Here is a 22,064-nt window from a genome sequence, read left to right as displayed (position 1 = left end):
CGACCTCCGCAATGACGACGAACTAATCTATCGGATAATCCTCAATCGGCTGCAACACCGAGTAACTCTCCGAAATCGGCTCATGCCCGAGCGGCGGGAACACCAGTTCGGGTGGATCGACCCGTGTGTCAGGCAACCGGTCCAGCAAATCCCGCACCAGCGTTAAACGCCCGCGTTTCTGATCGTTGAAATCCACCAAAGTCCACGGTGCATGATCGCTATGCGTTGCTTTCAGCATCGCCTCACGTGCCTCGGTATAGGCTTCATACTGCTCACGCGCAGCCAGATCGATGGGCGATAATTTCCAGCGCTTCAGCGGGTCTTCTAACCGCTCGGCCAGCCGTTCCTCCTGGTTCACCTGATCGGTCGTCAGCCAATATTTGAACAGCAAAATGCCGTCATCGGTTAGCATTTTTTCAAACTTGGGCGCTTCCTCAAGAAACTGCTCGACTTTCGCGTTATCAGTGAAGCCCATCACTTTTTCGACGCCCGCGCGATTGTACCAGCTGCGGTCGAACAGCACGATTTCGCCCGCCGCGGGAAGATGCTGCACGTAACGTTGGAAATACCACTGTGTCATCTCGGTTTCGTTGGGTTTCGACAAAGCCACTGTGCGGCACTGGCGCGGGTTCAATCGTCCACCCACGGCGCGAATAGCGCCGCCCTTGCCGGCAGTATCGCGGCCTTCGAAAATCACGCAGATTCGCGCACCGGTATGCCGTGCCCAGCGGGCCATGCCCACCAGTTCCTCTTCCAGAGGCTCCATCAGCTCGTCATATTCTTTGCCCTTCAATTTGCCCATCGCGGCACTCTCCAATCCTGACTTAACTTTCGGCCAATAAACTGGTATCAATGGAAACTATGGCTACAGTTCCCCGAGACGACACCGGCACCGGAAGTGATTTTACCACGCTGCCCGAGATGCCGGCAGATGTCTTTACCGCACCGCTGAAAAAACCCGAACATTTGGGCGACGATTGGCTTGAACCGCAGCAAGCGACCTATGACCGCGACCAGGACGCGATCTGGGACGATCTGTTCAGTCGCCAGATGGATGTCCTGCCTGGCCTAGCTGCAAGCGCCTTTATGCAAGGCACCGAAAAGCTCGATCTGGGCAAAGGCGGGGTCCCCGATTTTGGCCGGATCAGCGAAGAACTGGATGGGCTGACAGGCTGGAGCGTGGTCCCTGTGCCCATGCTGATCCCCGATCACGTATTTTTCTGGCATCTCGCCAATCGCCGTTTTCCCGCCGGCAACTTTATCCGCACGCGCGAAACTTTTGATTACATTCAGGAACCCGACGTGTTCCACGATGTGTTCGGTCATGTGCCGATGCTGACCGACCCGACCTATGCCGATTATATGCAGGAATATGGGAAAGCAGGTTGGAAAGCGATGCGGTACAACCGGCTCAAAGCGCTGGGCGCACTTTACTGGTATACAGTCGAGTTCGGCTTGATGGTGGAGGGCGACGAAATCCGCGCCTACGGCGCAGGCATTCTATCAGGCCCGACCGAGGCAGTTTTTTCGGTCAGGGCGGAGAGCCCCAACCGGATCATGCTTAACGTCGACCGGGTTATGCGAACCGATTATGTGATCAGCGATTTGCAGCCGACCTATTTCGTCATCGAGAGTTTTGAGGATCTGTACCGGCAAACCGTCGAACGTGATTTCGATCGGCTATATCGCAATCTTTCACCAGCATTCACCTATGCCAATTCGGCGGTGATCGATGTCGATAATGTCTTGCATCGCGGCACCCAGGAATATCTGCTGCGCGGCGGGCGCGGGAGCGGTGCGAAAGCGGTCTAACTCGCTTTAATAGTTATCGGGTAATTGCTCGCGCACGAGGTGCGTAAGCACGAGAGCGATAACTGCGCCCAACGCGCCAAACAGCACGCTTACGGGCGCGATCGCTTCAATCAGCGAAGAAGGCGCAACGCTGAGCCCGGCCGCCAATGCGCCAGCTATGCTCGCAGCAACGTAGACTGCGGTAGCACGGCCATTGTGCACAGCGAGAACAATCGAAGAGAGCCAGCCGAGGATAGCCCCGACGGCGAGAAGAATTACCAAACCCATCATAAATTCCGAATTACGTTATAGTAAAGCAACGTAAAGGAAGCGCAATTGGTTCCCGCAGACGAAGATACGCAACCCTCATGCGCCGGATAAGCATAGTGAGTTTTGTCAGAAAATCGCCAATAACGCGCAGCCGAGCAGCACACGGTACACCACAAACACCAGCATTGATGCTTTGCGCAGGAAATTCATCAGGAATACCATTGTCAGCAGCGCAGCCACGAAAGTGAACACACCGGTGACGAGCGCATCAATTTGCATCTGCGCCGACAATTCTGCCAGGTCAAAAGCAGCCAGCAAGCCCGCACCCGCGACTGCCGGTATAGCGAGCAGGAAGGAGAACCGGGCCGCCTCGAACCGCGAATAGCCGAGTGCCCGCGCAGCCGTCATCGTCGCGCCGGAACGGCTGGTGCCCGGTATCAGCGCCATCGCCTGTGCGATCCCAACCAGAATGGCATCGCGCAATGTCAGATCTTCATAGCTTTTGGTTTGCTTACCCCAATAGTCCGCCGCACCGAGCAAAAGGCCGAATATAATCAGATTGATCGCAACCAGATCGGTTGTACGAAACCCCTCCATATAGCCGCCCATTTTCAGGAACAGCCCGGCTGCGACGGCCGGAACAGTACCAGCCAGCACCCATAGGAACAGTTTGCGCTGCTCGGGATCACTCCCAATCCCGACAGTCGCAAAGCCGCCACGCGCAAGCCCCATCACGTCTTTGCGAAAATAGATGATAATCGCCAGCAACGAGCCAATATGCACCGCCACATCAATTAGCGGCCCCTGATCGGGCAGGTCGGTCAGGTAAGGAATCAGGATCAAATGGCCTGACGACGATATCGGCAAAAACTCGGTGATGCCTTGAACGATGGCAATCAACACTTGCTGAAACAATGTCATGGTTTGGCCAAATCCCGGATACACAATGAAAGAGCCGGATTGCACGATCGCAACCCGGCTCGTCCCATGGCTTTTCCGCTGCCAAGAGGCAAGCAGGTAACAATGATTACCAGACGCGGACGCGCTGCTCCGGCGGGATATACATGTCATGGTCGGGCGTGACGCCGAACGCTTCATACCAAGCATCCATCTGGCGCACGACACCATTGACGCGGTAAGTCTCGATACTGTGAGGGCCGACGCGCAGACGCTGGCGGATATTTTCTTCGCGGTTTTGCGCCCGCCAAACCTGCGCCCACCCCAGGAAGAAGCGCTGGTCGCCGGTCAGGCCATCGATCACCGGAACATCCTGTCCCGCCGTGGCAATCTTATAGGCACGGTAGGCGAGGCTAAGCCCGCCGACATCGCCGAGGTTCTCGCCTAAGGTCAAACGGCCGTTGAGGCAGGTTTCACCGTCATCAAGCGGGCAAAACTTGTCATATTGTGCGGCCAGATTGTCACCGCGCTTGTCGAAGGCCTCTCGGTCGGCATCGGTCCACCAATTGCGAAGCTCGCCTTTACCGTCGGATTTGGAACCCTGATCGTCGAAACCATGCCCGATTTCATGGCCGATCACGCCGCCGATGGCACCGTAATTGACCGCCGGATCGGCGTTGATGCCAAAGAAGGGTTGCTGCAGAATAGCAGCCGGGAACACGATCTCGTTCTTCGTGGGATTGTAATAGGCATTGACCGTCTGCGGCAGCATAAACCACTCGGTGCGGTCGATCGGTTGCCCCAGATTGGCGACATTGTCTTTGAACTGCCATTCATTCGCCGCCAACGCATTCGCCAGCGGGTCGCTTCCCGAAATAGCGAGATCATCATAGGTTTCCAGATTGTCGCGATAACCGATCTTGGGGTCGAATGTCGCAAGCTTGGCACGTGCCTCTACTTTGGTAGCGTCGCTCATCCAGTCGATTTCATCGATGCTTTGCGCCATCGCAGTACGCAAATTGGCAACGAGCTCGTCCATCGCCGCTTTGTTTTCAGGCGGGAAATAGCGCTCGACATAGGATTTGCCGACCAGTTCGCCCAGCGCATTCTCGGTTGCCGAAATGGCACGTTTCCAGCGCGGGCGCTGTTCTGGCGTGCCGCGCAGCAATTTACCGTAAAACGCGAAACTCGCTTCGTCGAACCGGCTCGGCAGAACACTGGCATTGTTCGACAGGAAGCTCTTGATCGTCCACGCTTGCAAAGTCGCCAGCGGTGTCTCGCCAATCACGTCGAACATGCCAGGAAGGCCGGTGCCGATCTTGGAGAGCGTGTCTTCGGTCAACTCCAGCTCTTTGATTTCCTCTTCGGTCGGCGGCATCGGACCGACGATGAATTTGGGCGATGCATCAAAGCCGGTCAGTTCCAGCATTGTGGCAACAGGAAAATCGCCTGCAATCTCGATCAACTCTTCGCGGGTGAGCGGGTTGTAGGTCAGATCGCGGTTGCGGCTGACTGTGCGATCCCAGATGACTTCGCGCGCAAGGCGATCCTCAAAGCCATAGACAGCTATCGCCGCCGCAGCCGGATCAGCATAGCCAGCTTCGGTCATCAGGAATGTCAGATAGTCGATATAGGCCTTCTTAATCTCGAGGCCTTTTTCACTGGTGTCGGTGTAATAATCGCGATCAGGCAAGCCGAGACCGCCTGTCCCGAGATAGGCTGCATATTGGTCCGATTGTTTGGCATCGACATTGACGAAACCACCAATCGGCGCCGGATAGGCTGCGCTGCTCCACAGCCGCGCAAGACCATCAAGCGATGTCACACTCGCAATGCTGTTCAGATAGGGCAGCGCCGGCGCGAGGTCTGCCGCATCGATTGCATCGGTATCGAGATAGGCGTTGTAGGCATCGACAATGCGTTTTTCATCGCTGGTCAGCGTAGCGGCGTCTTTGGCAGCCAACTCATCGACCAGCGCCTTAACGTCGGAGGTCGATTTCTCGCCCAGCAGCGTGAAAGCGCCAAAGCGGGAAAACTCAGGCGGCAGAGGGTTGGCATCAAGCCATTTCTGGTTCGCGTAAGCGAAAAAGTCATCACCCGGGTCGATGTCTTGCGAAAGCAGGTCCGGATCGACGCCCCATTCACCAAAACTCATAGTTGGCATGGCGACTTCGTCTTCGGCAGCCGAATCCTCCTCGGTAAGACGTTCGATGCCTTTTGCATGGGGTTCATGCGCCAAAGCGGGCGCAGCGGCGGAAAGCGCCAAGGCGCTGGCGCCAGCGATAAGAATAGTCCGGATCATAATAGTTGTGCTCCCATTGCGCGGGGTCCCTGTTGGCAGGGAGTGCGGCCATGATATCATAAAGACCAGCACCGCACAGTGCCGCCCTTCATCGGTTTCAAATGTAACTTTGTCGAAAAGGCAGCCATTCGGCAAGGCAATGCGCGCGATTATGCTGCTTCATGCGTGCCAAATTGTAGCGCGGCGAGACGGCTATAAAGACCGCCCGCATCGGCCAATTCCACATGTGTGCCTTGCTCGACAATTTGCCCCTCTTCCAGCACAATAATCCGGTCAGCGGATCGGACTGTTGCCAAGCGGTGCGCGATCACCAGCGTGGTGCGGCTCTGCATCAACCGGTCGAGCGCTTGCTGCACCAATTGTTCGCTCTCGGCATCGAGCGCGCTGGTGGCTTCATCGAGCAGCAGAATGGGCGAGTCGCGAAGCAGCGCGCGCGCAATCGCGATACGCTGCTTCTGACCGCCGGAAAGGCGTGTGCCGCTTTCGCCCAAATAAGTGTCGAGGCCTTGTGGCAAATCGCGCAGGAACGATTCGGCATTGGCGGCGCGGGCTGCTTCCCAGATATCCTCGTCGCTTGCTGACCACTGGCCATAGCGCAGATTGTCACGCGCATTGGCAGAGAACAGCGTACCCTCTTGCGGGACCAACGCGGTGCGTTTGCGGATTTCGGCGGGATCGGCACTGGTCAGAGGAACGCCGTCGATACGGATTGAACCAGCCTGAGGGTCGTAGAAGCGCTCGACCAGCTGGAAAATCGTGGATTTACCGCCGCCCGATGGACCGACAATCGCGACTGTCTCGCCCGGCTCGACCTCTAAGCTGAAATCCTTGAGCGCCGCCGTTTCCAGCCGTGTCGGGTAGCGGAAGGTCACATTGCGGAATGACAGGCCGCCGCGCGGTGGTTCCGGCAAAGCTTGCGGACGCTCAGGCGCAGCAATAGTCGGTTTCTCGTTGAGCAATTCGTTGAGGCGGCTGGCCGCACCGGCACCGCGCAGCAGCTCGCCATAGACTTCGGTCAGCGCGCCAAAAGCGCCTGCGACGAGCCCCCCGGCAATTACAAATGCCAATATCGTACCGCCACTGATCGAGCCTGTGGTGACTCCAATCGCGCCCTGCCACATGACGATTACGATCGAACCGAAAATGAACAGTATGATGATGGCTGTGAGGGCCGAGCGCAGCAGGATACGTTTCTTCGCAACATCGAATGTGGCTTCCACAGCCTTTGCAAAACGCACACTTTCGCGCTTCTCTTGGTTGAACGCCTGCACAACTTTCATCGAGCCGAGTGTCTCGGACACCATTGAACCAATATCGGCCACACGGTCTTGGCTCGACCGCGAAATATTCCGTATTCGGCGACTAAAGATCATGATCGGCACCATGACCAGCGGTATCGCCACGAGCAGACCCATCGTCAGCCGCGGCGCGAGCCAGAACAGGACAGCCGTTCCGCCGAAAACCATCAATATATTGCGCAACGCGACCGATACCGTTGTGCCCACCACCGTTTGGATCAGCGTGGTATCGGCCGTCATGCGGCTGGCGATTTCGCTCGGGCTGTTTTCTTCATAAAAGCCGGGGGCGAGACGCATCAGATTGTCCTGAACCTTAGCCCTGATATCCGCCACGACGCGCTCCCCGAGCCAGCTGACGAAATAGAAACGCAGTGCCGTGCCTGCCGCCAACACTGTTACAATCATCAGCAAGTACCGGAACCACCGCCCGATCTGTTCGGGATCGCCGCCAGACGCAAAGCCATAATCAACGATAAATTTCAGACCCGCGGGTATCGCGAGTGTTGCCGCAGCTGTGATAACCAGCGCGATAAAGGCCAACAGGACTTTCCCGGGATATTTGATCGCCTCAACCCAAATCATTTTGAGCGGGCCAAGATTTTTGGCCGGTTTGGGACCGTTCGTCGGCTTTGCTGTATTGCGCCCAAATAAAGAGCGTTTCGCAGGGGTTTCGGTAATCTCTAGGGAAGTCTGATCCGCGTCCATAGCCTCGAAATAGGGACGCTGGCGGGCAAAATCTACCGTACGCAGCTCTTTTCCGTGGCATTTCGCAATCATTGTTTGCGTTACAGGCGATTTGCCTCCATGCTGCACTGCACAATGAAGGGCCCGAGAGGTCTCGACCAAATGTCGCAGGGAATTCCAATTGCTTTATACCGCTTATGAAATGCAGCGCGCATGGCTGTCCAGCGCGAGCGCATGGGCCACCGTCGGAGCAGAAATGCTAGCAAATCCCGCTCTGCCGATGGGCTATCTCGGCATGGGTCCGCGCATGGCCTCGGCATTGGAAGTCTTTGCCCACGCCTCGGCGCCCTATGGCAAGCCCGATTTCGGTATCGAAGCGGTGATTGTGGACGGCAATGCCTTCTCGGTCACTGAAACGCGGGTGATGACCAAGCCGTTCGGCGATCTGCTGCATTTCTTTCGCGATGATCTGCCCAAGGACGCACCGAAACTGCTGATCGTCGCGCCGATGAGCGGGCATTACGCCACGCTGCTGCGCGGTACGGTCGAGCGGATGGTCGAAAGCTGCGAAGTTTACATTACCGATTGGGCCGATGCGAAGCTGGTGCCGCAAAGCGCAGGCAAGTTCGATCTGGACGATTACATCGACTATCTGATCGAGTTTATGGAGCATATTGGTCCGGACGCGCATATGATGGCGGTGTGCCAGCCGTCAGTTCCGGCCTTTGCCGCCACGGCGATCATGAACCGTGACACACACCCCTGCGCGCCCAAGACGCTCACCATGATGGGCGGCCCGATCGACACGCGCGAATCCCCGACAACGGTCAATGATCTGGCAATGAAGCGCCCGATTGCGTGGTTCCGCGAGACGGTGATTGCCACGGTGCCGATGACGTACAGAGGCGCGGGCCGCAAAGTATATCCCGGCTTCCTCCAGCTTGCAGGCTTTATGAGCATGAACCTCGGCAGCCATATGCTGAGCCATTACGAGATGTTCAAACACCTCAACAAAGGCGATGACGCCAAGTCCCGGGACAGCGCGCAAGCGACGAAGGATTTCTACGACGAGTACCGCTCTGTCTGCGACATGACAGCGGAATTCTATCTCCAGACCGTCGAAGAAGTGTTCCAGAAACACTCGATCCCGAATGGTACTTTCGTCCATCGCGGCAAAGTGGTCGATCTGCACGAAATTACTGACACAGCAATCCTCGCCATCGAGGGAGAGCGGGACGACATTTCAGGCCTCGGCCAGACCAAGGCTGCTCTCAAACTGGCCGACAAGCTCAGTGATAAAAAGAAGCGCTACTATATGGCCGAAGGCGCGGGGCATTACGGCATCTTCAACGGCAGCAAATGGCGCGACAAAGTTGCTCCGACGGTTGAAGAATTCATCGCCGAGCATGGCTAGCGACTATTCCGGCGGCAGCTCTTTCGGCGTTTTGCCGAAGCTGAAAATCTGTTTGATGATCCGCCGCGCGAGCATCAGCAGCCACACAGTCAGCGCCAGCAGAACCAGCGCGATGCCGCCTGCCCAATACGGATATTCATAAACAGCATAAAGCATGCCTGCTGTCGCCACATCCTCGGCAGTCGACACAGCCACATTGGTCACAGGCTCAGGGCTGGTATTCACCACCGCCCGCGCGCCGGCCTTGCCGCCATGTGCCGCCAGCGAGGCCCCGCCGCCGAGCAGGAACGCGATGACCTGCATCGCGGGGTCCGAAGGGTCGACAATCGCAAGCGCAAGCAGCGCGCCGCCTACGGGACGCAGCAGCGTGTGGACCGTGTCCCAGATACTGTCGAGCCACATCACCTTGTCGGCAAAGAACTCTGCCAGCGCGCCAATCGCCGCAATGCCCATCACCCACGGGTTTTCGAGCACTGCCAGACTGGCGAGATGTTCGGGAACAGGAATGGCATCAAATCGCATCGCCAGTCCGGTGGCGAACACGCACAAATACAGCCGCCAACCCGCAAGCAGGCTTACACTGCCCGCAATCCCGAGAATTTCGATAATACCCATACAATCCTATTCTGGTCGTTGCGGCCAAGAGGATCCAATTTCGGCAGCCTCTTTACGATATAAGTGCCGTAATCCATCCAATAGCACACGCGGCGCGACCGAGTAATGATCCTCCCCAGTGTAGAACTCGCTCTGGATTTCCAGGCCGTCATATCCCCGCAGTTGTAAGCGGTCCACAAACCGCGCTGTTCCCGAAAGGATATTGCTTGCCGACAGAAACCACTCATTCCCCTCGGCGCCGCCCGCTCCAACGTAGATCGAAACCGGAAGTGTCGTAGAATCGCCCCTTGCAAAAGCCTCTTCCGCTTTGAAAACGGCATCATCGACATTGGCCATCGCTGGGCTGCCCAAAATCATCTTGTTGAACGCGTCCGGGCGGGTGAACAGGGCGTAGCCACCCAACATTCCCCCCAATGAATGTCCGTGCAGGATATGCTCACCTGAAAAGCGATAGCGGTCGGCCAGCCTCGGCCGCAGGTCGTCGATCAGGAAGGCGAGAAAATCATCTGCTCGATGCGGATAAGGCGGAAAGGGCGCAACCTTCGCCATTTCTTCCGCTGCGAGCCCGGATGGCGCGAAGCCGTCTCCTGGAGGCGAAAACTCCACTATTCGCTTGCCGACGCCAGCCAACCCTTCCTCGCTCGGGCTTCCTACCCCGATCACGATAACTTCCGGCATCATGTTGCCACCAACCAGCAGGTCGACGGTCGATATTGCCATGCGAGTCATGAGTGGATCGTCCAATACCCATAATACGGGATAAGTCCGTTCCGGCTGCACGGTGTAACTGGCAGGCAATGCGATTGTTACGGCATGGTCGTAATTGAATTGCTCGCTGCGAATCCGCTCGGTGCGCAAGACTTCCATGTTGGCGCGCGCGCCTTCGATGTAGGCCAATTGTGGGTTGGCATGTGCAGGCATTGTGGCAACGGCCAGCAAGAGTAATCCGAATTTTGCAAATGATCTCAACATCATGCTCTTTTCCTTTGTCAACGCTTCGTGCTTGGAGGTCGGACTGAAATTCTAGCCAATCCCACGGCGCGCCGATGTATTTGATCGAACCCCGTAAGTTGTTCGACCAAGAACAACGAAAAGCGGCGACCGGCATCCCGATCGCCGCTTCAGTCATTCACGACATTGTCTAGGAGTCTAGAAAATCTCGAACAGGCCGGCTGCGCCCATGCCGCCACCGACGCACATGGTGACGACGCCATATTTGGCTTTGCGGCGTTGGCCTTCGCGCAGGATGTGGCCGACGCAGCGTGCACCGGTCATGCCGTAGGGGTGGCCAATCGAGATCGAGCCGCCGTTCACGTTGAGCTTGTCATTATCGATGCCCAATTTGTCGCGGCAGTAGAGAACCTGAACGGCGAATGCTTCGTTCAATTCCCACAGATCGATATCGTCTACCGTCAGGTCGAAACGCTTGAGCAATTTCGGGATCGCATAGACTGGGCCAATCCCCATTTCGTCGGGCTCTGTACCGGCAACAGCCATACCGACATAGCGGCCGAGTGGCTGGAGGCCGCGCTTTTCGGCTTCCTTCGCTTCCATCACGATGACAGCAGCAGATCCGTCTGACAGCTGCGATGCGTTACCCGCAGTGATCGTGGTGTTGGGGCCAAGAACCGGCTGCAGCGACTGGAGGCCTTCAAGAGTCGTCGAAGGACGATTGCCTTCATCCTTGGCAATGGTGACGTCGGCATCGGAAATTTCGCCGGTTTCTTTGTCTTTCACCTTATGCGTGGTGCTGACCGAAACGATCTCGTCGTCAAAGATGCCCGCTTCCTGAGCAGCGGCGGTGCGTTGCTGCGATTGCAGGGCGTACTCGTCCTGCGCTTCGCGGCTGATGTTGTAACGCTGGGCCACAGTTTCAGCAGTTTGCAGCATCGGCATATAGACAGCGCCGTGCATTGCCATCAGTTCAGGATCGGGCATCACACGCATTTCAGGCGTTTGCACCAGGCTGATCGATTCCTGACCACCCGCGGCCACAATATCCATGCGGTCGGTGATGACTTGTTTGGCAGCGGTTGCGATGGTCATCAGGCCCGAAGAGCACTGACGGTCAATCGTCATGCCCGACACTTCAATAGGGCAACCTGCACGCAGAGCGACCTGACGGCCAAGATTACCCGCCTGTGCGCCCTGCTGAAGAGCAGCGCCCCACAATACGTCGTCAATCTCGCCGGCTTCGATGCCGGCGCGCTCGATAGCGGGCTTAAGTGCATAAGCACCGAGCGTTGCGCCCGGTGTCGAGTTAAAAGCGCCCTTATAGGCTTTGCCCATACCGGTACGGGCGGTGGATACGATTACTGCGTCGCGCATGGCGAACTCCTTATGTGAAAGTGACTCGATCTATTTCCCGGGGGAAGGGGATTGGAAATTAGACGAAGAACATGGTGATCCATTCTGTGATCAGAGCGGGCTTGTCCTCGCCCTCGATCTCGATGGTAATCTCGCAAGTCTGCTGCCATTGGCCCGGACGTTTCTCGACCATTTCGGTCAGCTTCCAATGGCCTCTGATACGTTTTCCGCTGCGGACAGGAGCGATGAAACGGGTTTTGTTTCCGCCGTAGTTCACGCCCATTTTGATGCCTTCCATGCGCGGCATGTCGGATTCGGCAGAGAGATAGGGGATCATCGACAGGGTAAGAAAACCGTGCGCGATGGTTCCGCCGAATGGCGTCATCTTGGCGGCTTCTTCATTGATGTGAATGAACTGGTGATCGCCCGTTGCATCGGCAAACTGGTTGATCCGTTCCTGGCTCATTTCGGCCCATTCGCTGGTGCCGATAACTTCGCCGACTTTGGCTGCGATATCCTGCGGTGTCATGTTTCTCTCCATGGTGATGCGTTATCTTGCACTGCACCATGGAGCATATCGGAGCCTAGCGCAACGAGGTTTCCGTTAACGTCAACGTGACGTTACGGCATTGCCTAAACGTGGGCCGGAGAGGGAGAGCCCAGCATCGGTTTGGTGTTTGTGTCTGATTCGCGCACCTTCGATTCACGCGCCTTTTCGGCCGCGACCGCATGGAGCCGCTTGGAATAGGTCCACAGTGCGCATTGCAGGCCGATCAGCATCAGGACGTAAGGCTGATATGCAATTCCCTGGAACAGCGAGCCGACGAGATAGATGATTTGCGCATATTGGAGAGCGGTCGCGAGCGGAGCGACCCATTCTTCGCCTTCTCCCTCGCCATTGCCCTGTTTCTTGCGCCATTTACGGCGGATGCGTTCCATCTGCCACAGGCCTAGTGCGTGCAGCCACAGCCAGATAAACAGCCCAGGCCAGCCTTGCTCGCCCAGCATCTCGAACACTGCAGAGTGATAGGCCCGGCCCTCATCGGTCACCTCGCGATATTCGACCGCCATGGTGTTACCCTGTTCCTCGCGGATCGGCATGTTGTAAGTGAAGCTATTGCCGCGGAAGGCATCGAAGCCGCCGCCGGTGGGGTTCTCGTTCGCATAATCAAAAGTCCAGCCCCACACCGCGAGGCGGGTCGACGCAGATTCGTCACCATCGGTGCTGCCCAACGTCGCCATCCGCTCGTAATAGCTTTGTGGCAGGAACGGCAACGCGACAAACACTATGGTCGCTCCCGCAACGATAAAGGTCAGGCGCCGTTTCACATCGCGCAGCGCCAGCACCATCAGCACTGCGATGCAGACAAGGCCGGTCCGCGCCTCTGTACCAACGGGGATCAGGAAGCACGCGAAGATCAAAGCCGCAGCGAACAGTTTCACGCGCCAATCGGGCTTGAAAATCGTGCCATATTTGGTGAACCAGATGACAATCGGAATGCTACAGATCGCCACTGTGGCCAGCGTCGAGCTTTCGTAAATCCCGCTATTGTCGTTCACGAAGAACAGGTTGTTTTCATAACCGCCACCACCAAGCACAATCTTGATGCCCGCACTGATCACAATCGCGGCCACGCTGAGCAGCATGACCAGCAGCGCGCTTTCCAGCCGCAACTTCGTGGTGATCGTTAGCGGCAGGAAAATCGCAAAAAACAATGCCTTCCACACCCATTCCCATTTGGTCGCGGCGAATTCGGGGAAGTCGGCGTTGGATGTCGTCCACCAGCAATAGAATAACAGCACAACCATGATGCCTTGGCGCAAAGTAAAACGCGCGCCTTTCTTCGGGTCGGCGAGCATCCAGCCGGCAAAGGCTGCAAGAAACGTAATCAGCGATATCTGGATGGCGGGCATAATGGTGTAGCCCATTTTACCCGGTGCCAGAATGTCGACATAGAGATAGGCCAGCACCCAGACGAACGGTCTGCGAAAGCCGATGGCCATGACCAATGCGATGAAGCCAGCAAGTGCGAGATCAAGCATCGCGCGCTCCGTCTGACTGGTGTTCCGACTGCCCTGTGACCCCTGCATCGCCCTGATGCCGCTCACGATATTGGCGGCGCTTGCCGCGATCGACATCCAGCTCCGGCTCGCGGTCGAGCTCCGCCTTGCCCGCGATGCGGATCAGCGCAAGCAGGATCAATCCATGCGTCAAAGCGAGGGCGAAATAGTCAATCACGGTACCGCGCGCCTTAGCGGCGGTTGGTTGACGGCCCGTTAAGTTTACCGCGCTAATGCGATAGGCGATGACCCGGATATTGCACGTTCTCGACCATTCGCTGCCGCTTCATAGCGGCTACACCTTCCGCACACGCGCCATCCTGAAGAGCCAGCAGGCCGCGGGAATGGAAGTGCGCGGGATTACCGGCCAACGCCATGCGGCGGACGGTCCGGCGAGTGAACAGGCCGATGGTTTAACCTTTCATCGCACGCCCGGCGAAGCTGACGGACCGGTTGGCGTGCGCGAATGGCGTGAAATTAGCGCACTCGCCAAAGCGATCGAGCGCGTTTGCACGGAATGGCGTCCCGATATTTTGCACGCTCACTCACCAGCTTTGTGCGGCCATGCCGCGCTCAAGGCTTCCAAAGCGCTGAACATTCCGCTGGTTTATGAAATCCGTGCGTTTTGGGAAGATGCTGCTGTCGGCAATGGGACCGGCAGTGAAGGCTCGCTCAAATACCGAATGACGCGCGCTCTTGAAAACCGCGTTATTGCCGGAGCCGATGCGGTTTTCACTATCTGCGAAGGCCTGCGCAATGATTTGATCGAGCGCGGCTTCAATGGCGGCAAGATCGGTGTTTCACCCAATGGCGTAGACCTGGCATTGTTTGGCGATCCGCCGGCTCGTGATGATGCGCTTGCTGAGGGTCTGGGACTGAACGAGCCACCGGTTATCGGCTTTATCGGCAGTTTCTACGATTATGAGGGACTCGACGATCTGATCGCTGCGATGCCGGCACTGCAGAACAAACAACCGGGAACGCAGCTGCTGCTCGTTGGCGGTGGCCCTTGCGATGACGCCTTGCGCGTACAGGCAGCGGCATCACCAGCGGCCCGCGCCATCCACTTCACCGGGCGCGTGCCGCATTCCGAAGTGGAGCGCTATTATTCGCTGATCGACGTGCTTGCCTATCCGCGCAAACGCAGCCGTCTGACCGATCTGGTCACCCCGCTCAAACCGCTAGAAGCAATGGCGCAGCGCCGCATTGTTGCTGCTTCCGATGTCGGGGGACACCGCGAACTGATCGCAGACGGGGTTAGCGGCGTGTTGATGCCTGCCGACAATCCGCAAGGCATTGCCACTGCTCTATCTGATCTGATCGACAATCGCGGAGATTGGCCGACAATGAAAGAGCGCGCACGTGATCACGTTGAGGCCAATCATGATTGGGCGCAGAATATTTATCGTTATCAATCTGTTTACCATCATTTGCTAGCTCGTGCTCCTAATGGGGATTTGACTGCTGCCGCCTAGGCACAGCGGCCTTCCCGCAAGGCAGCAGGACTAACGGATGTTTGGTAACAAAAAGACAGATAAGAGCGGTAAGGTGCCCAGCGGCGCACCGATTAGCTCGCATCCGTATTTTCCGGTTGTGGTGGCGCTCTGGTTTGCTGCTCTGCTTGGAATCGGCAGCCTCGTATTGCCCGTGGCTCTCTTCGAAACAGCAGTCACGGCCACAGGCATCTCTCCTGCAATTCCAGCCGCACAACCGCCATTGGGCGCGACGGCACGCATATTGATCGCGCTGGTTGCTGCGGTGGGTGGCGCTGCAGCAGGCCTGCTGATCGCGCGCAAGGTCGCAGCGGCACAGGGCAGCGAAGCACCGGGACGCAGTGTTCTCGGAAGAGGTTGTGCCGATGACAGTGCACGCTCCGATATTAAAAAACCAATTTCAGCTCATGAAGAACTGGGTACTGCAGGGCTCGACGGACCGATCGCAAAGCCCGCATCATCCGAACGCACTTACTCCGGCAAGCGCCGCGCACTGGCCGTGACCGATGATAGCGGCCCCAGCGAATATCTTGAAGCGGCACCGCTGCCAGGTGGTTCCGCGATGGTTGAACAGGCCGACGAGAGCGTTGTTGAAAATGGTATCGCTGACGAAACTCAAAATGCCAGCGAAGCACCGCTCGAACTGGCCGAACTTGCCGAAGCGGGGCTGTATCCCGTCAATGACGAACTGATAGCCCCCGAAGAACCATCGCTTGTTGACGAAATCGAAACTCCAAACGCGCAATCGCTCAACGCAATCGAACCCGAATATAATGCGCCGCAAGAATCGCAAGACCCGCTTGCCGAACTGCGAGAGGAACTCGGAACTATGACCGATCAATCGAACCCGACAAATACCGATTCGCTGCCAGCTGATCAAAGCGAACCTTCTCCAGCAGTGCCGCAGGTTTACAACCCGCTGGCGAGCCGCCGTCCGCCGTCACAACTGACAGGCGAATTTGCCGCGCCAATGGAAACCGTCGATGAGTTTAATGCCGCCACGAGCTTTATGCGGCAGGACCAAGTACGCCCTGCAGCGCCAGACGAGGTCGAGGCACCGGTTCCCGCACCATTCTCCGAACCTGATCCTGCACACTCACCCGCATCCACATCAGCAGCCGAAGCCTCTGAGGAAAACGCCGCGACGGAAGCAGGTGAGGACCTTAGCGCGAAACCGCTAAATGAGCTGGGAATGGTCGAACTGGTTGAGCGTTTTGCTCTTGCTATGCAGGCTAAGACACAAGCGAATGCACGAGCCGCGGTTTCTACAGAAGCGGAGACCGCACCGCTGGTTTTTCAGCGCAGCAATGCAGCAGCTCTGACCGCGCCATTCGCTCCGTCGGAGCCGGAAGATGCGGGAAATGCAGTTGCCGAGTTCTTTGCCAGTGCTCCTGCAAATTTGAACGAAGACGATACAGCCGAGCAATCCGTACCCACCGAAGCTTCGACGCCGGCACCGCCTCCCGCACCAGCGGTGGCACCCAGCCAGCCAGCAATTCCTGCAGCCATGCGGCCGGTTGGCGAGGACGATGCCGATGATGACACGGGCGACATGCCAGCATTGTCCCTGTCGATACGATCGGTGAAGCCGTCCTTCACTCCTACGCCGAGCGAAACGGTTGAGAACGACAGCGACGCAGGGGCCGAGGAAGCAGAGGAAGAAGGCGCTGCCTACAGTTCGCTGCTCGCCATGAAGAGTCCGTTCGCTTCGGGCCAGGAATTTGTTCGCGTTGAGGACGAGGACAATTTCGACGGCCCACCAGAACCGGCAGTTGTATTTCCGGGTGCGGAGCGCAACGCGGCGCCGGCTGCGGACGGCCCGACTCGCGATCCGGTACTGGAAGCGGTTCCGGAGGCTCCGGCAGAAGCAGCTCGCCCCTTTGATGCTCCTGGTCAGGCTCCAGCCGGTGGTCCGGGAAAACAAGCAGAACCTGCCAACCCCGGCGAAACCGAGCGGGCGCTGCGCGATGCTCTTGAGAAGCTCCAACGGATGAGCGGCGCGGCCTAACCACCGCGCATTCGGTCATGCCGTAACGTCACGCAAAAGGCCTGCCGGTAGAAAATGGCGGGCCTTTTGTTGTGAGCGTTACAAACCCATCGGCAAACTATAGCCGTGCATACGATATCTTGCCTGTTCGCAGTTGCAAAAATCATATCATTTCGCCATTACGGTCTGCCGCGACACTTTATCGTGCCTTTGCGCATGTGAAGATGCGGAACATTGCCGGATCGGGCTGTGGGAGCCCGGGATCCGGCACCTGACATGATGGGATGATGAATGGGATACCCTGCGCCAGAGGGGCTGTACGACCCGCGTAATGAACATGATGCATGCGGCGTCGGTATGGTCGCGCATATCAAAGGCAAGAAATCCCACTCGATCGTTTCCCAAGCGCTCCAGATCCTGGGCAATATCGACCACCGCGGTGCTGTCGGTGCGGACCCTTTATTGGGTGACGGCGCCGGCATCCTGCTGCAGATCCCCGATCCGATCTTCCGGAAATGGGCTGACGGCGCTGGCAAGACGCTGCCGCAGCCAGGCGATTATGCCGTGGCGATGTGCTTTATGCCGCAGGACGAGGCCGCACGCGCCTTCGTCACCGAACAACTCGAGAAATTCGTTACCAAAGAAGGTCAGACCGTTATCGGTTGGCGCGATGTGCCGACGACGCTTGACGGTTTGGGCGACGCGGTCATCGAAACCATGCCGGTTATGCAGCAATGTATCATCGCGCGCGGCGAGAATTGCGCTGATCAGGATGCGTTCGAGCGCAAACTGATCGTGATCCGCAAGCAGACGCTCAATCCGCTGGCCAAACATGCAGAAAAGCATGGCCTGCCCGATCTGACCAAGACCTATATCCCGAGCTTCTCCAGCCGTACCATTGTGTACAAGGGATTGCTACTGGCGAACCAGGTTGGTTCGTTCTACGATGATCTGCGCGATGAAGATTGTGTGTCCGCGCTCGGTCTGGTGCATCAACGCTTCTCCACCAACACCTTCCCGAGCTGGCGTCTCGCCCACCCCTACCGCCTGATCGCTCATAATGGTGAAATCAACACCGTTCGCGGCAATGTGAACTGGATGAACGCGCGCCGCCGCACGATGGAGAGCGAGCTGCTCGGCTCCGATCTCGACAAGATGTGGCCTCTGATCCCGCATGGACAATCGGACACGGCGTGCCTCGACAATGCGCTCGAATTGCTGCTGGCGGGCGGATACAGCCTCGCCCATGCGATGATGATGTTGATGCCCGAAGCTTGGGGCAAGAACGCGCTGATGGATCCGGCGCGGCGGGCATTTTATGAATATCACGCGGCGCTGATGGAGCCATGGGATGGCCCCGCAGCAGTCGCCTTCACCGATGGCCGCCAGATCGGCGCCACGCTGGACCGCAACGGCCTGCGTCCGGCGCGCTTCTGCGTCACCAAGGACGACATTGTGTGCCTGGCATCGGAAAGCGGTGTGCTTCCCTTTGCCGAGGAAGACATCACGCGCAAATGGCGCTTGCAGCCGGGCCGAATGCTGCTGATCGATCTGGAAGAAGGCAGGATCATCGAGGATGAGGAGCTGAAAGCCGATCTCTCCGAAGCGCACCCCTATGCCAAATGGCTCGACCAAGCGCAGTATAAGCTCGAAGATCTGACAGTTGTCGATCCAGAATTTGCCGAACTGCCGCAGGACGAGAACCAGGACACGCCGACACTGCTGCAAGCTCAGCAAGCATTCGGCTACACGCAGGAAGACATTTCCAAATTCCTCGAGCCGATGGCGCGCGACGGTGGTGATCCGATAGGCTCGATGGGGACCGACACGCCGCTCGCCGTACTCTCCAACAAAAGCCGCCTGCTCTACGACTATTTCAAGCAGAACTTCGCGCAAGTGACCAATCCGCCGATCGATCCAATCCGCGAAGAATTGGTGATGAGCCTGCTCTCGATGGTCGGTCCGCGCCCCAATCTGCTCGGCCGCGATGCCGGTTTGCACAAACGCCTCGAGGTGTCGCAGCCAATCCTGACCAATGACGATCTGGCCAAGATCCGCTCGGTCGAATCTGCTCTCGACGGAGCGTTTCGTACCGAAACTATCGATATCACGTGGGATGCATCAACGGGGGCCGAAGGGCTTGCCCTCGCACTGAAAGAAATGTGCTGGGCGGCAACCGAAGCCGTGCTGCAGGATCACAATATTCTGGTCCTGTCAGATCGCGGGCAAGGGCCGGACCGCGTACCGATGCCTGCCCTGCTGGCGACGGCAGCCGTGCATCATCACCTTGTCCGTCAAGGCCTGCGGATGCAGACCGGACTCGTTGTAGAGACCGGCGAAGCGCGCGAAGTGCATCATTATTGCGTGCTCGCCGGCTATGGCGCCGAAGCGATCAATCCGTATCTCGCGTTCGAGACTATCGAGCGGTTGCGCAGCGAACGCCTGCCCGATCTGGATCCTGCCGAAGTCGAAGCCAACTACATCAAGGCCGTCGGCAAAGGCATTCTCAAAGTCATGTCGAAAATGGGCATTTCGACCTACCAATCCTATTGCGGGGCGCAGATCTTTGATGCGGTTGGCCTCTGCTCCGACCTGGTCGAGAGCTTCTTCAAAGGCACCGCGACCACCATTGAAGGGATCGGCCTGCAGCAGGTAGCCGAAGAGTCGGTCCGCCGTCATGCAGTCGCCTATGGAGATAACCCGCTGTACAAGGGTATGCTCGATGTTGGCGGCATCTACCAATACCGGCTGCGCGGCGAAGATCATGCATGGACCCCCGGCAATGTCGCCAATCTGCAGCATGCAGTGCGCGGCAACGATCCAAAGAATTACGACGAATTTGCCAAATCGGTTAATGAGCAATCCGAACGCTTACTGACAATCCGCGGGCTAATGGAACTCAAATCCGCCGAGCAACCGCTCGATATTTCCGAGGTCGAGCCCGCTGTAGAGATCGTAAAACGCTTTTCCACCGGCGCAATGAGCTATGGCTCGATCAGCCGTGAAGCGCATACAACACTAGCGCTGGCCATGAACCGTATTGGTGGGCGCTCCAATACTGGCGAAGGCGGCGAGGAAGTCGACCGTTTTACGCCGATGGAAAACGGCGATTCGATGCGCAGCCGGATCAAACAGGTAGCATCGGGGCGCTTTGGCGTAACGACCGAATATCTCGTCAATTCGGACGATATCCAGATCAAGATGGCGCAAGGCGCCAAGCCCGGCGAAGGCGGCCAGCTGCCCGGCCATAAGGTCGATAAAGTCATCGGCGCGGTACGCCACGCAACGCCGGGCGTTGGTTTGATTTCGCCGCCGCCGCATCATGATATCTATTCGATCGAGGATCTCGCGCAGCTGATCCACGATCTCAAAAACGTGCAGCCAGAGGCGCGCATCTCAGTGAAGCTCGTTTCCGAAGTCGGTGTCGGCACGGTCGCGGCGGGGGTCTCGAAATGTAAAGCCGATCACGTCACGATTTCAGGCTATGAAGGCGGCACCGGTGCATCACCGCTGACCTCGCTGACACACGCTGGCAGCCCGTGGGAAATAGGCCTCGCCGAGACACAGCAGACCCTGTTGCTCAATGATCTGCGTAGCCGGATTGCGGTGCAAGTCGATGGCGGCCTGCGTACCGGACGCGATGTCGCGATTGGTGCCTTGCTTGGCGCGGACGAATTCGGTTTCGCGACCGCTCCGCTCATCGCAGCAGGATGCATCATGATGCGCAAATGCCATCTCAACACCTGCCCGGTCGGCGTCGCAACTCAGGATCCAGTGTTGCGCAAGCGCTTCACCGGCACGCCCGAGCATGTGATCAATTACTTCTTCTTCGTCGCCGAGGAACTCCGCCAGATTATGGCTGATATGGGTTTCCGCACTGTCGAGGAAATGGTCGGCCGCGTCGACCGGATCGATACCAAGCGCGTCAATCGCCACTGGAAGGCAGGCGGCGTCAATCTCGGCAAGCTGCTGCACCAGGTCGAGCTTGATGAAGGCAAACAGTTGTTCCACACCGAAACCCAAGATCATGGCTTGGCGGGCGCGCTCGACAACGAGCTGATCGCCAGATGCCAGACTGCTATCCAGAACGGTGACGCGGTCCAATTCGATATGGCGATCCGCAACGTCAACCGGACGGTGGGTACCATGCTCTCGGGTGAAATTGCCAAAGCGCATGGTCATGCCGGCCTTGCCCCCGATACGATACGCATCAATCTGACCGGTGTGGCCGGGCAAAGTTTCGCTGCATGGCTCGCGCACGGAATCACACTCAAACTGACCGGCGATGCCAATGACTATGTCGGCAAGGGCCTTTCGGGCGGCCGCATTATTGTCTGCCAGCCGGAAAATGTTGATCGCGATCCAAGCAAGAACATCATCGTTGGCAACACCGTGCTCTATGGCGCAATCGCAGGCGAAGCGTTCTTCGAAGGCGTCGCAGGGGAGCGTTTCGCTGTTCGCAACTCGGGTGCCATTGCCGTAGTCGAGGGTGCCGGCGATCATTGCTGCGAATATATGACCGGCGGCGCGGTCGTCGTGCTTGGCCGTACAGGCCGGAACTTCGCGGCGGGCATGAGCGGCGGCGTTGCCTATGTCTACGACCCCAAAGGCACTTTCGATCAGCGCTGCAACCTCGCGCAAGTCGATCTGCTGCCGGTCTCCGCAGAACCCGATGCCGAGGACGGCACCGGCCGTCCGAAGCAACGCGGCACCAGCGTCAATGATTTCGGCATGGGCGACATGCTGCGTCACGATGCTGAGCGGCTCAAAATCCTGATCGAGCGGCACAAGCTGCACACGGGCTCTGCCCGGGCGACACGGATGCTTGATGATTGGGCGGGTACACTTTCGAAATTCGTCAAAGTTATGCCGCGTGATTACGCCCGCGCGCTTCGCCAGTTAGAGGCCGAGCGTGAAGAGGCCGCGACGGTGGCAGCAGAGTAAA

16 protein-coding genes are annotated in these 22,064 nt (G+C 57.8%); 5 read left to right on the top strand and 11 right to left on the bottom strand.

Going from position 1 to position 22,064, the window contains the following annotated elements; genetic code table 11:
* Nucleotides 1-22: 22 nt before the first annotated feature.
* A complete protein-coding gene (ppk2, locus tag GRI35_RS02785) occupies nt 23-802 on the bottom strand; it encodes a polyphosphate kinase 2 (RefSeq protein ID WP_160612680.1) in 780 nt (259 codons plus the stop codon).
* 119 nt (nt 803-921) lie between these two features.
* Here ppk2 and phhA point away from each other — a divergent pair, with 119 nt between their 5' ends.
* Nucleotides 922-1,812, top strand: coding sequence for a phenylalanine 4-monooxygenase (gene phhA, locus GRI35_RS02780; RefSeq protein ID WP_160614715.1), 891 nt, complete (start codon nt 922-924; stop codon nt 1,810-1,812).
* A 6-nt stretch (nt 1,813-1,818) separates the two neighbouring features.
* On the opposite strand, the gene GRI35_RS02775 is transcribed toward phhA, so the two are convergent.
* From GRI35_RS02775 to GRI35_RS02760, 4 genes are all read right to left on the bottom strand, one after another.
* The gene (locus GRI35_RS02775; RefSeq protein WP_160612678.1) at nt 1,819-2,082 is read right to left on the bottom strand and encodes a hypothetical protein; all 264 of its coding nucleotides are present in this window, start codon (nt 2,080-2,082) and stop codon (nt 1,819-1,821) included.
* Between the two features lie 105 nt (nt 2,083-2,187).
* Nucleotides 2,188-2,982: an undecaprenyl-diphosphate phosphatase gene (locus GRI35_RS02770; RefSeq protein WP_160612676.1), complete on the bottom strand. Its 795-nt coding sequence runs from the start codon at nt 2,980-2,982 to the stop codon at nt 2,188-2,190.
* A gap of 106 nt (nt 2,983-3,088) precedes the next feature.
* Nucleotides 3,089-5,260, bottom strand: a complete 2,172-nt coding sequence (locus GRI35_RS02765) for a M13 family metallopeptidase (RefSeq protein WP_160612674.1) — start codon at nt 5,258-5,260, stop codon at nt 3,089-3,091.
* Nucleotides 5,261-5,409: 149 nt separating this feature from the next.
* On the bottom strand, nt 5,410-7,263 hold the full coding sequence (locus tag GRI35_RS02760) for an ABC transporter transmembrane domain-containing protein (RefSeq protein ID WP_160614714.1): 1,854 nt from the start codon (nt 7,261-7,263) through the stop codon (nt 5,410-5,412).
* Between the two features lie 160 nt (nt 7,264-7,423).
* Here GRI35_RS02760 and GRI35_RS02755 point away from each other — a divergent pair, with 160 nt between their 5' ends.
* Nucleotides 7,424-8,656: a polyhydroxyalkanoate depolymerase gene (locus GRI35_RS02755; protein WP_160612672.1), complete on the top strand. Its 1,233-nt coding sequence runs from the start codon at nt 7,424-7,426 to the stop codon at nt 8,654-8,656.
* A 3-nt stretch (nt 8,657-8,659) separates the two neighbouring features.
* On the opposite strand, the gene GRI35_RS02750 is transcribed toward GRI35_RS02755, so the two are convergent.
* From GRI35_RS02750 to GRI35_RS13670, 6 genes are all read right to left on the bottom strand, one after another.
* Nucleotides 8,660-9,271 carry a DUF4126 domain-containing protein gene (locus tag GRI35_RS02750; RefSeq protein ID WP_160612670.1) on the bottom strand — a complete coding sequence of 204 codons (612 nt, stop codon included), beginning with the start codon at nt 9,269-9,271 and terminating at the stop codon, nt 8,660-8,662.
* A gap of 6 nt (nt 9,272-9,277) precedes the next feature.
* Entirely contained in the window at nt 9,278-10,246 is a 969-nt protein-coding gene (locus tag GRI35_RS02745) for an alpha/beta hydrolase (RefSeq protein ID WP_160612668.1), read from the bottom strand.
* 174 nt (nt 10,247-10,420) lie between these two features.
* Complete coding sequence (locus tag GRI35_RS02740; protein ID WP_160612666.1) at nt 10,421-11,599, bottom strand: acetyl-CoA C-acyltransferase; 1,179 nt, start codon at nt 11,597-11,599, stop codon at nt 10,421-10,423.
* Between the two features lie 58 nt (nt 11,600-11,657).
* A complete protein-coding gene (locus tag GRI35_RS02735; RefSeq protein ID WP_160612664.1) occupies nt 11,658-12,107 on the bottom strand; it encodes a MaoC family dehydratase in 450 nt (149 codons plus the stop codon).
* Nucleotides 12,108-12,211: 104 nt separating this feature from the next.
* Complete coding sequence (locus GRI35_RS02730) at nt 12,212-13,621, bottom strand: DUF5935 domain-containing protein (RefSeq protein ID WP_160612662.1); 1,410 nt, start codon at nt 13,619-13,621, stop codon at nt 12,212-12,214.
* Nucleotides 13,614-13,817 carry a hypothetical protein gene (locus GRI35_RS13670; protein WP_202390490.1) on the bottom strand — a complete coding sequence of 68 codons (204 nt, stop codon included), beginning with the start codon at nt 13,815-13,817 and terminating at the stop codon, nt 13,614-13,616. Before GRI35_RS13670 ends, GRI35_RS02730 begins: the two co-directional genes overlap by 8 nt.
* A 67-nt stretch (nt 13,818-13,884) precedes the next feature.
* Between GRI35_RS13670 and GRI35_RS02725 the strand changes: the two genes are divergently transcribed.
* The 3 genes from GRI35_RS02725 (at nt 13,885) to gltB (ending at nt 22,063) form a co-directional block, all read left to right on the top strand.
* Nucleotides 13,885-15,114 (top strand): TIGR04063 family PEP-CTERM/XrtA system glycosyltransferase, encoded by a 1,230-nt coding sequence (locus tag GRI35_RS02725; protein WP_160612660.1) that lies wholly within the window; start codon nt 13,885-13,887, stop codon nt 15,112-15,114.
* 37 nt (nt 15,115-15,151) lie between these two features.
* The gene (locus tag GRI35_RS02720; protein ID WP_160612658.1) at nt 15,152-17,140 is read left to right on the top strand and encodes a hypothetical protein; all 1,989 of its coding nucleotides are present in this window, start codon (nt 15,152-15,154) and stop codon (nt 17,138-17,140) included.
* 270 nt (nt 17,141-17,410) lie between these two features.
* Nucleotides 17,411-22,063 (top strand): glutamate synthase large subunit, encoded by a 4,653-nt coding sequence (gene gltB, locus GRI35_RS02715; protein WP_160612656.1) that lies wholly within the window; start codon nt 17,411-17,413, stop codon nt 22,061-22,063.
* Nucleotide 22,064: the final 1 nt, after the last annotated feature.

Source organism: Pontixanthobacter aestiaquae, from assembly GCF_009827455.1.
Lineage (GTDB): Bacteria > Pseudomonadota > Alphaproteobacteria > Sphingomonadales > Sphingomonadaceae > Pontixanthobacter > Pontixanthobacter aestiaquae.
This window is presented reverse-complemented; position numbering and strand designations above follow the sequence as displayed.

Bases quoted from the DNA above. Each gene is read 5' to 3' on its own strand.
- GRI35_RS02740 (WP_160612666.1), bottom strand. From the start codon at position 11,599: ATGCGCGACGCAGTAATCGTATCCACCGCCCGTACCGGTATGGGCAAA.
- GRI35_RS02765 (WP_160612674.1), bottom strand. From the start codon at position 5,260: ATGATCCGGACTATTCTTATCGCTGGCGCCAGCGCCTTGGCGCTTTCC.
- GRI35_RS02735 (WP_160612664.1), bottom strand. From the start codon at position 12,107: ATGACACCGCAGGATATCGCAGCCAAAGTCGGCGAAGTTATCGGCACC.
- GRI35_RS02720 (WP_160612658.1), top strand. From the start codon at position 15,152: ATGTTTGGTAACAAAAAGACAGATAAGAGCGGTAAGGTGCCCAGCGGC.
- gltB (WP_160612656.1), top strand. From the start codon at position 17,411: ATGGGATACCCTGCGCCAGAGGGGCTGTACGACCCGCGTAATGAACAT.
- GRI35_RS02760 (WP_160614714.1), bottom strand. From the start codon at position 7,263: ATGGACGCGGATCAGACTTCCCTAGAGATTACCGAAACCCCTGCGAAA.
- GRI35_RS02775 (WP_160612678.1), bottom strand. From the start codon at position 2,082: ATGATGGGTTTGGTAATTCTTCTCGCCGTCGGGGCTATCCTCGGCTGG.
- GRI35_RS02770 (WP_160612676.1), bottom strand. From the start codon at position 2,982: ATGACATTGTTTCAGCAAGTGTTGATTGCCATCGTTCAAGGCATCACC.
- GRI35_RS02745 (WP_160612668.1), bottom strand. From the start codon at position 10,246: ATGATGTTGAGATCATTTGCAAAATTCGGATTACTCTTGCTGGCCGTT.
- GRI35_RS02730 (WP_160612662.1), bottom strand. From the start codon at position 13,621: ATGCTTGATCTCGCACTTGCTGGCTTCATCGCATTGGTCATGGCCATC.
- GRI35_RS02750 (WP_160612670.1), bottom strand. From the start codon at position 9,271: ATGGGTATTATCGAAATTCTCGGGATTGCGGGCAGTGTAAGCCTGCTT.
- ppk2 (WP_160612680.1), bottom strand. From the start codon at position 802: ATGGGCAAATTGAAGGGCAAAGAATATGACGAGCTGATGGAGCCTCTG.
- phhA (WP_160614715.1), top strand. From the start codon at position 922: ATGCCGGCAGATGTCTTTACCGCACCGCTGAAAAAACCCGAACATTTG.
- GRI35_RS02725 (WP_160612660.1), top strand. From the start codon at position 13,885: ATGACCCGGATATTGCACGTTCTCGACCATTCGCTGCCGCTTCATAGC.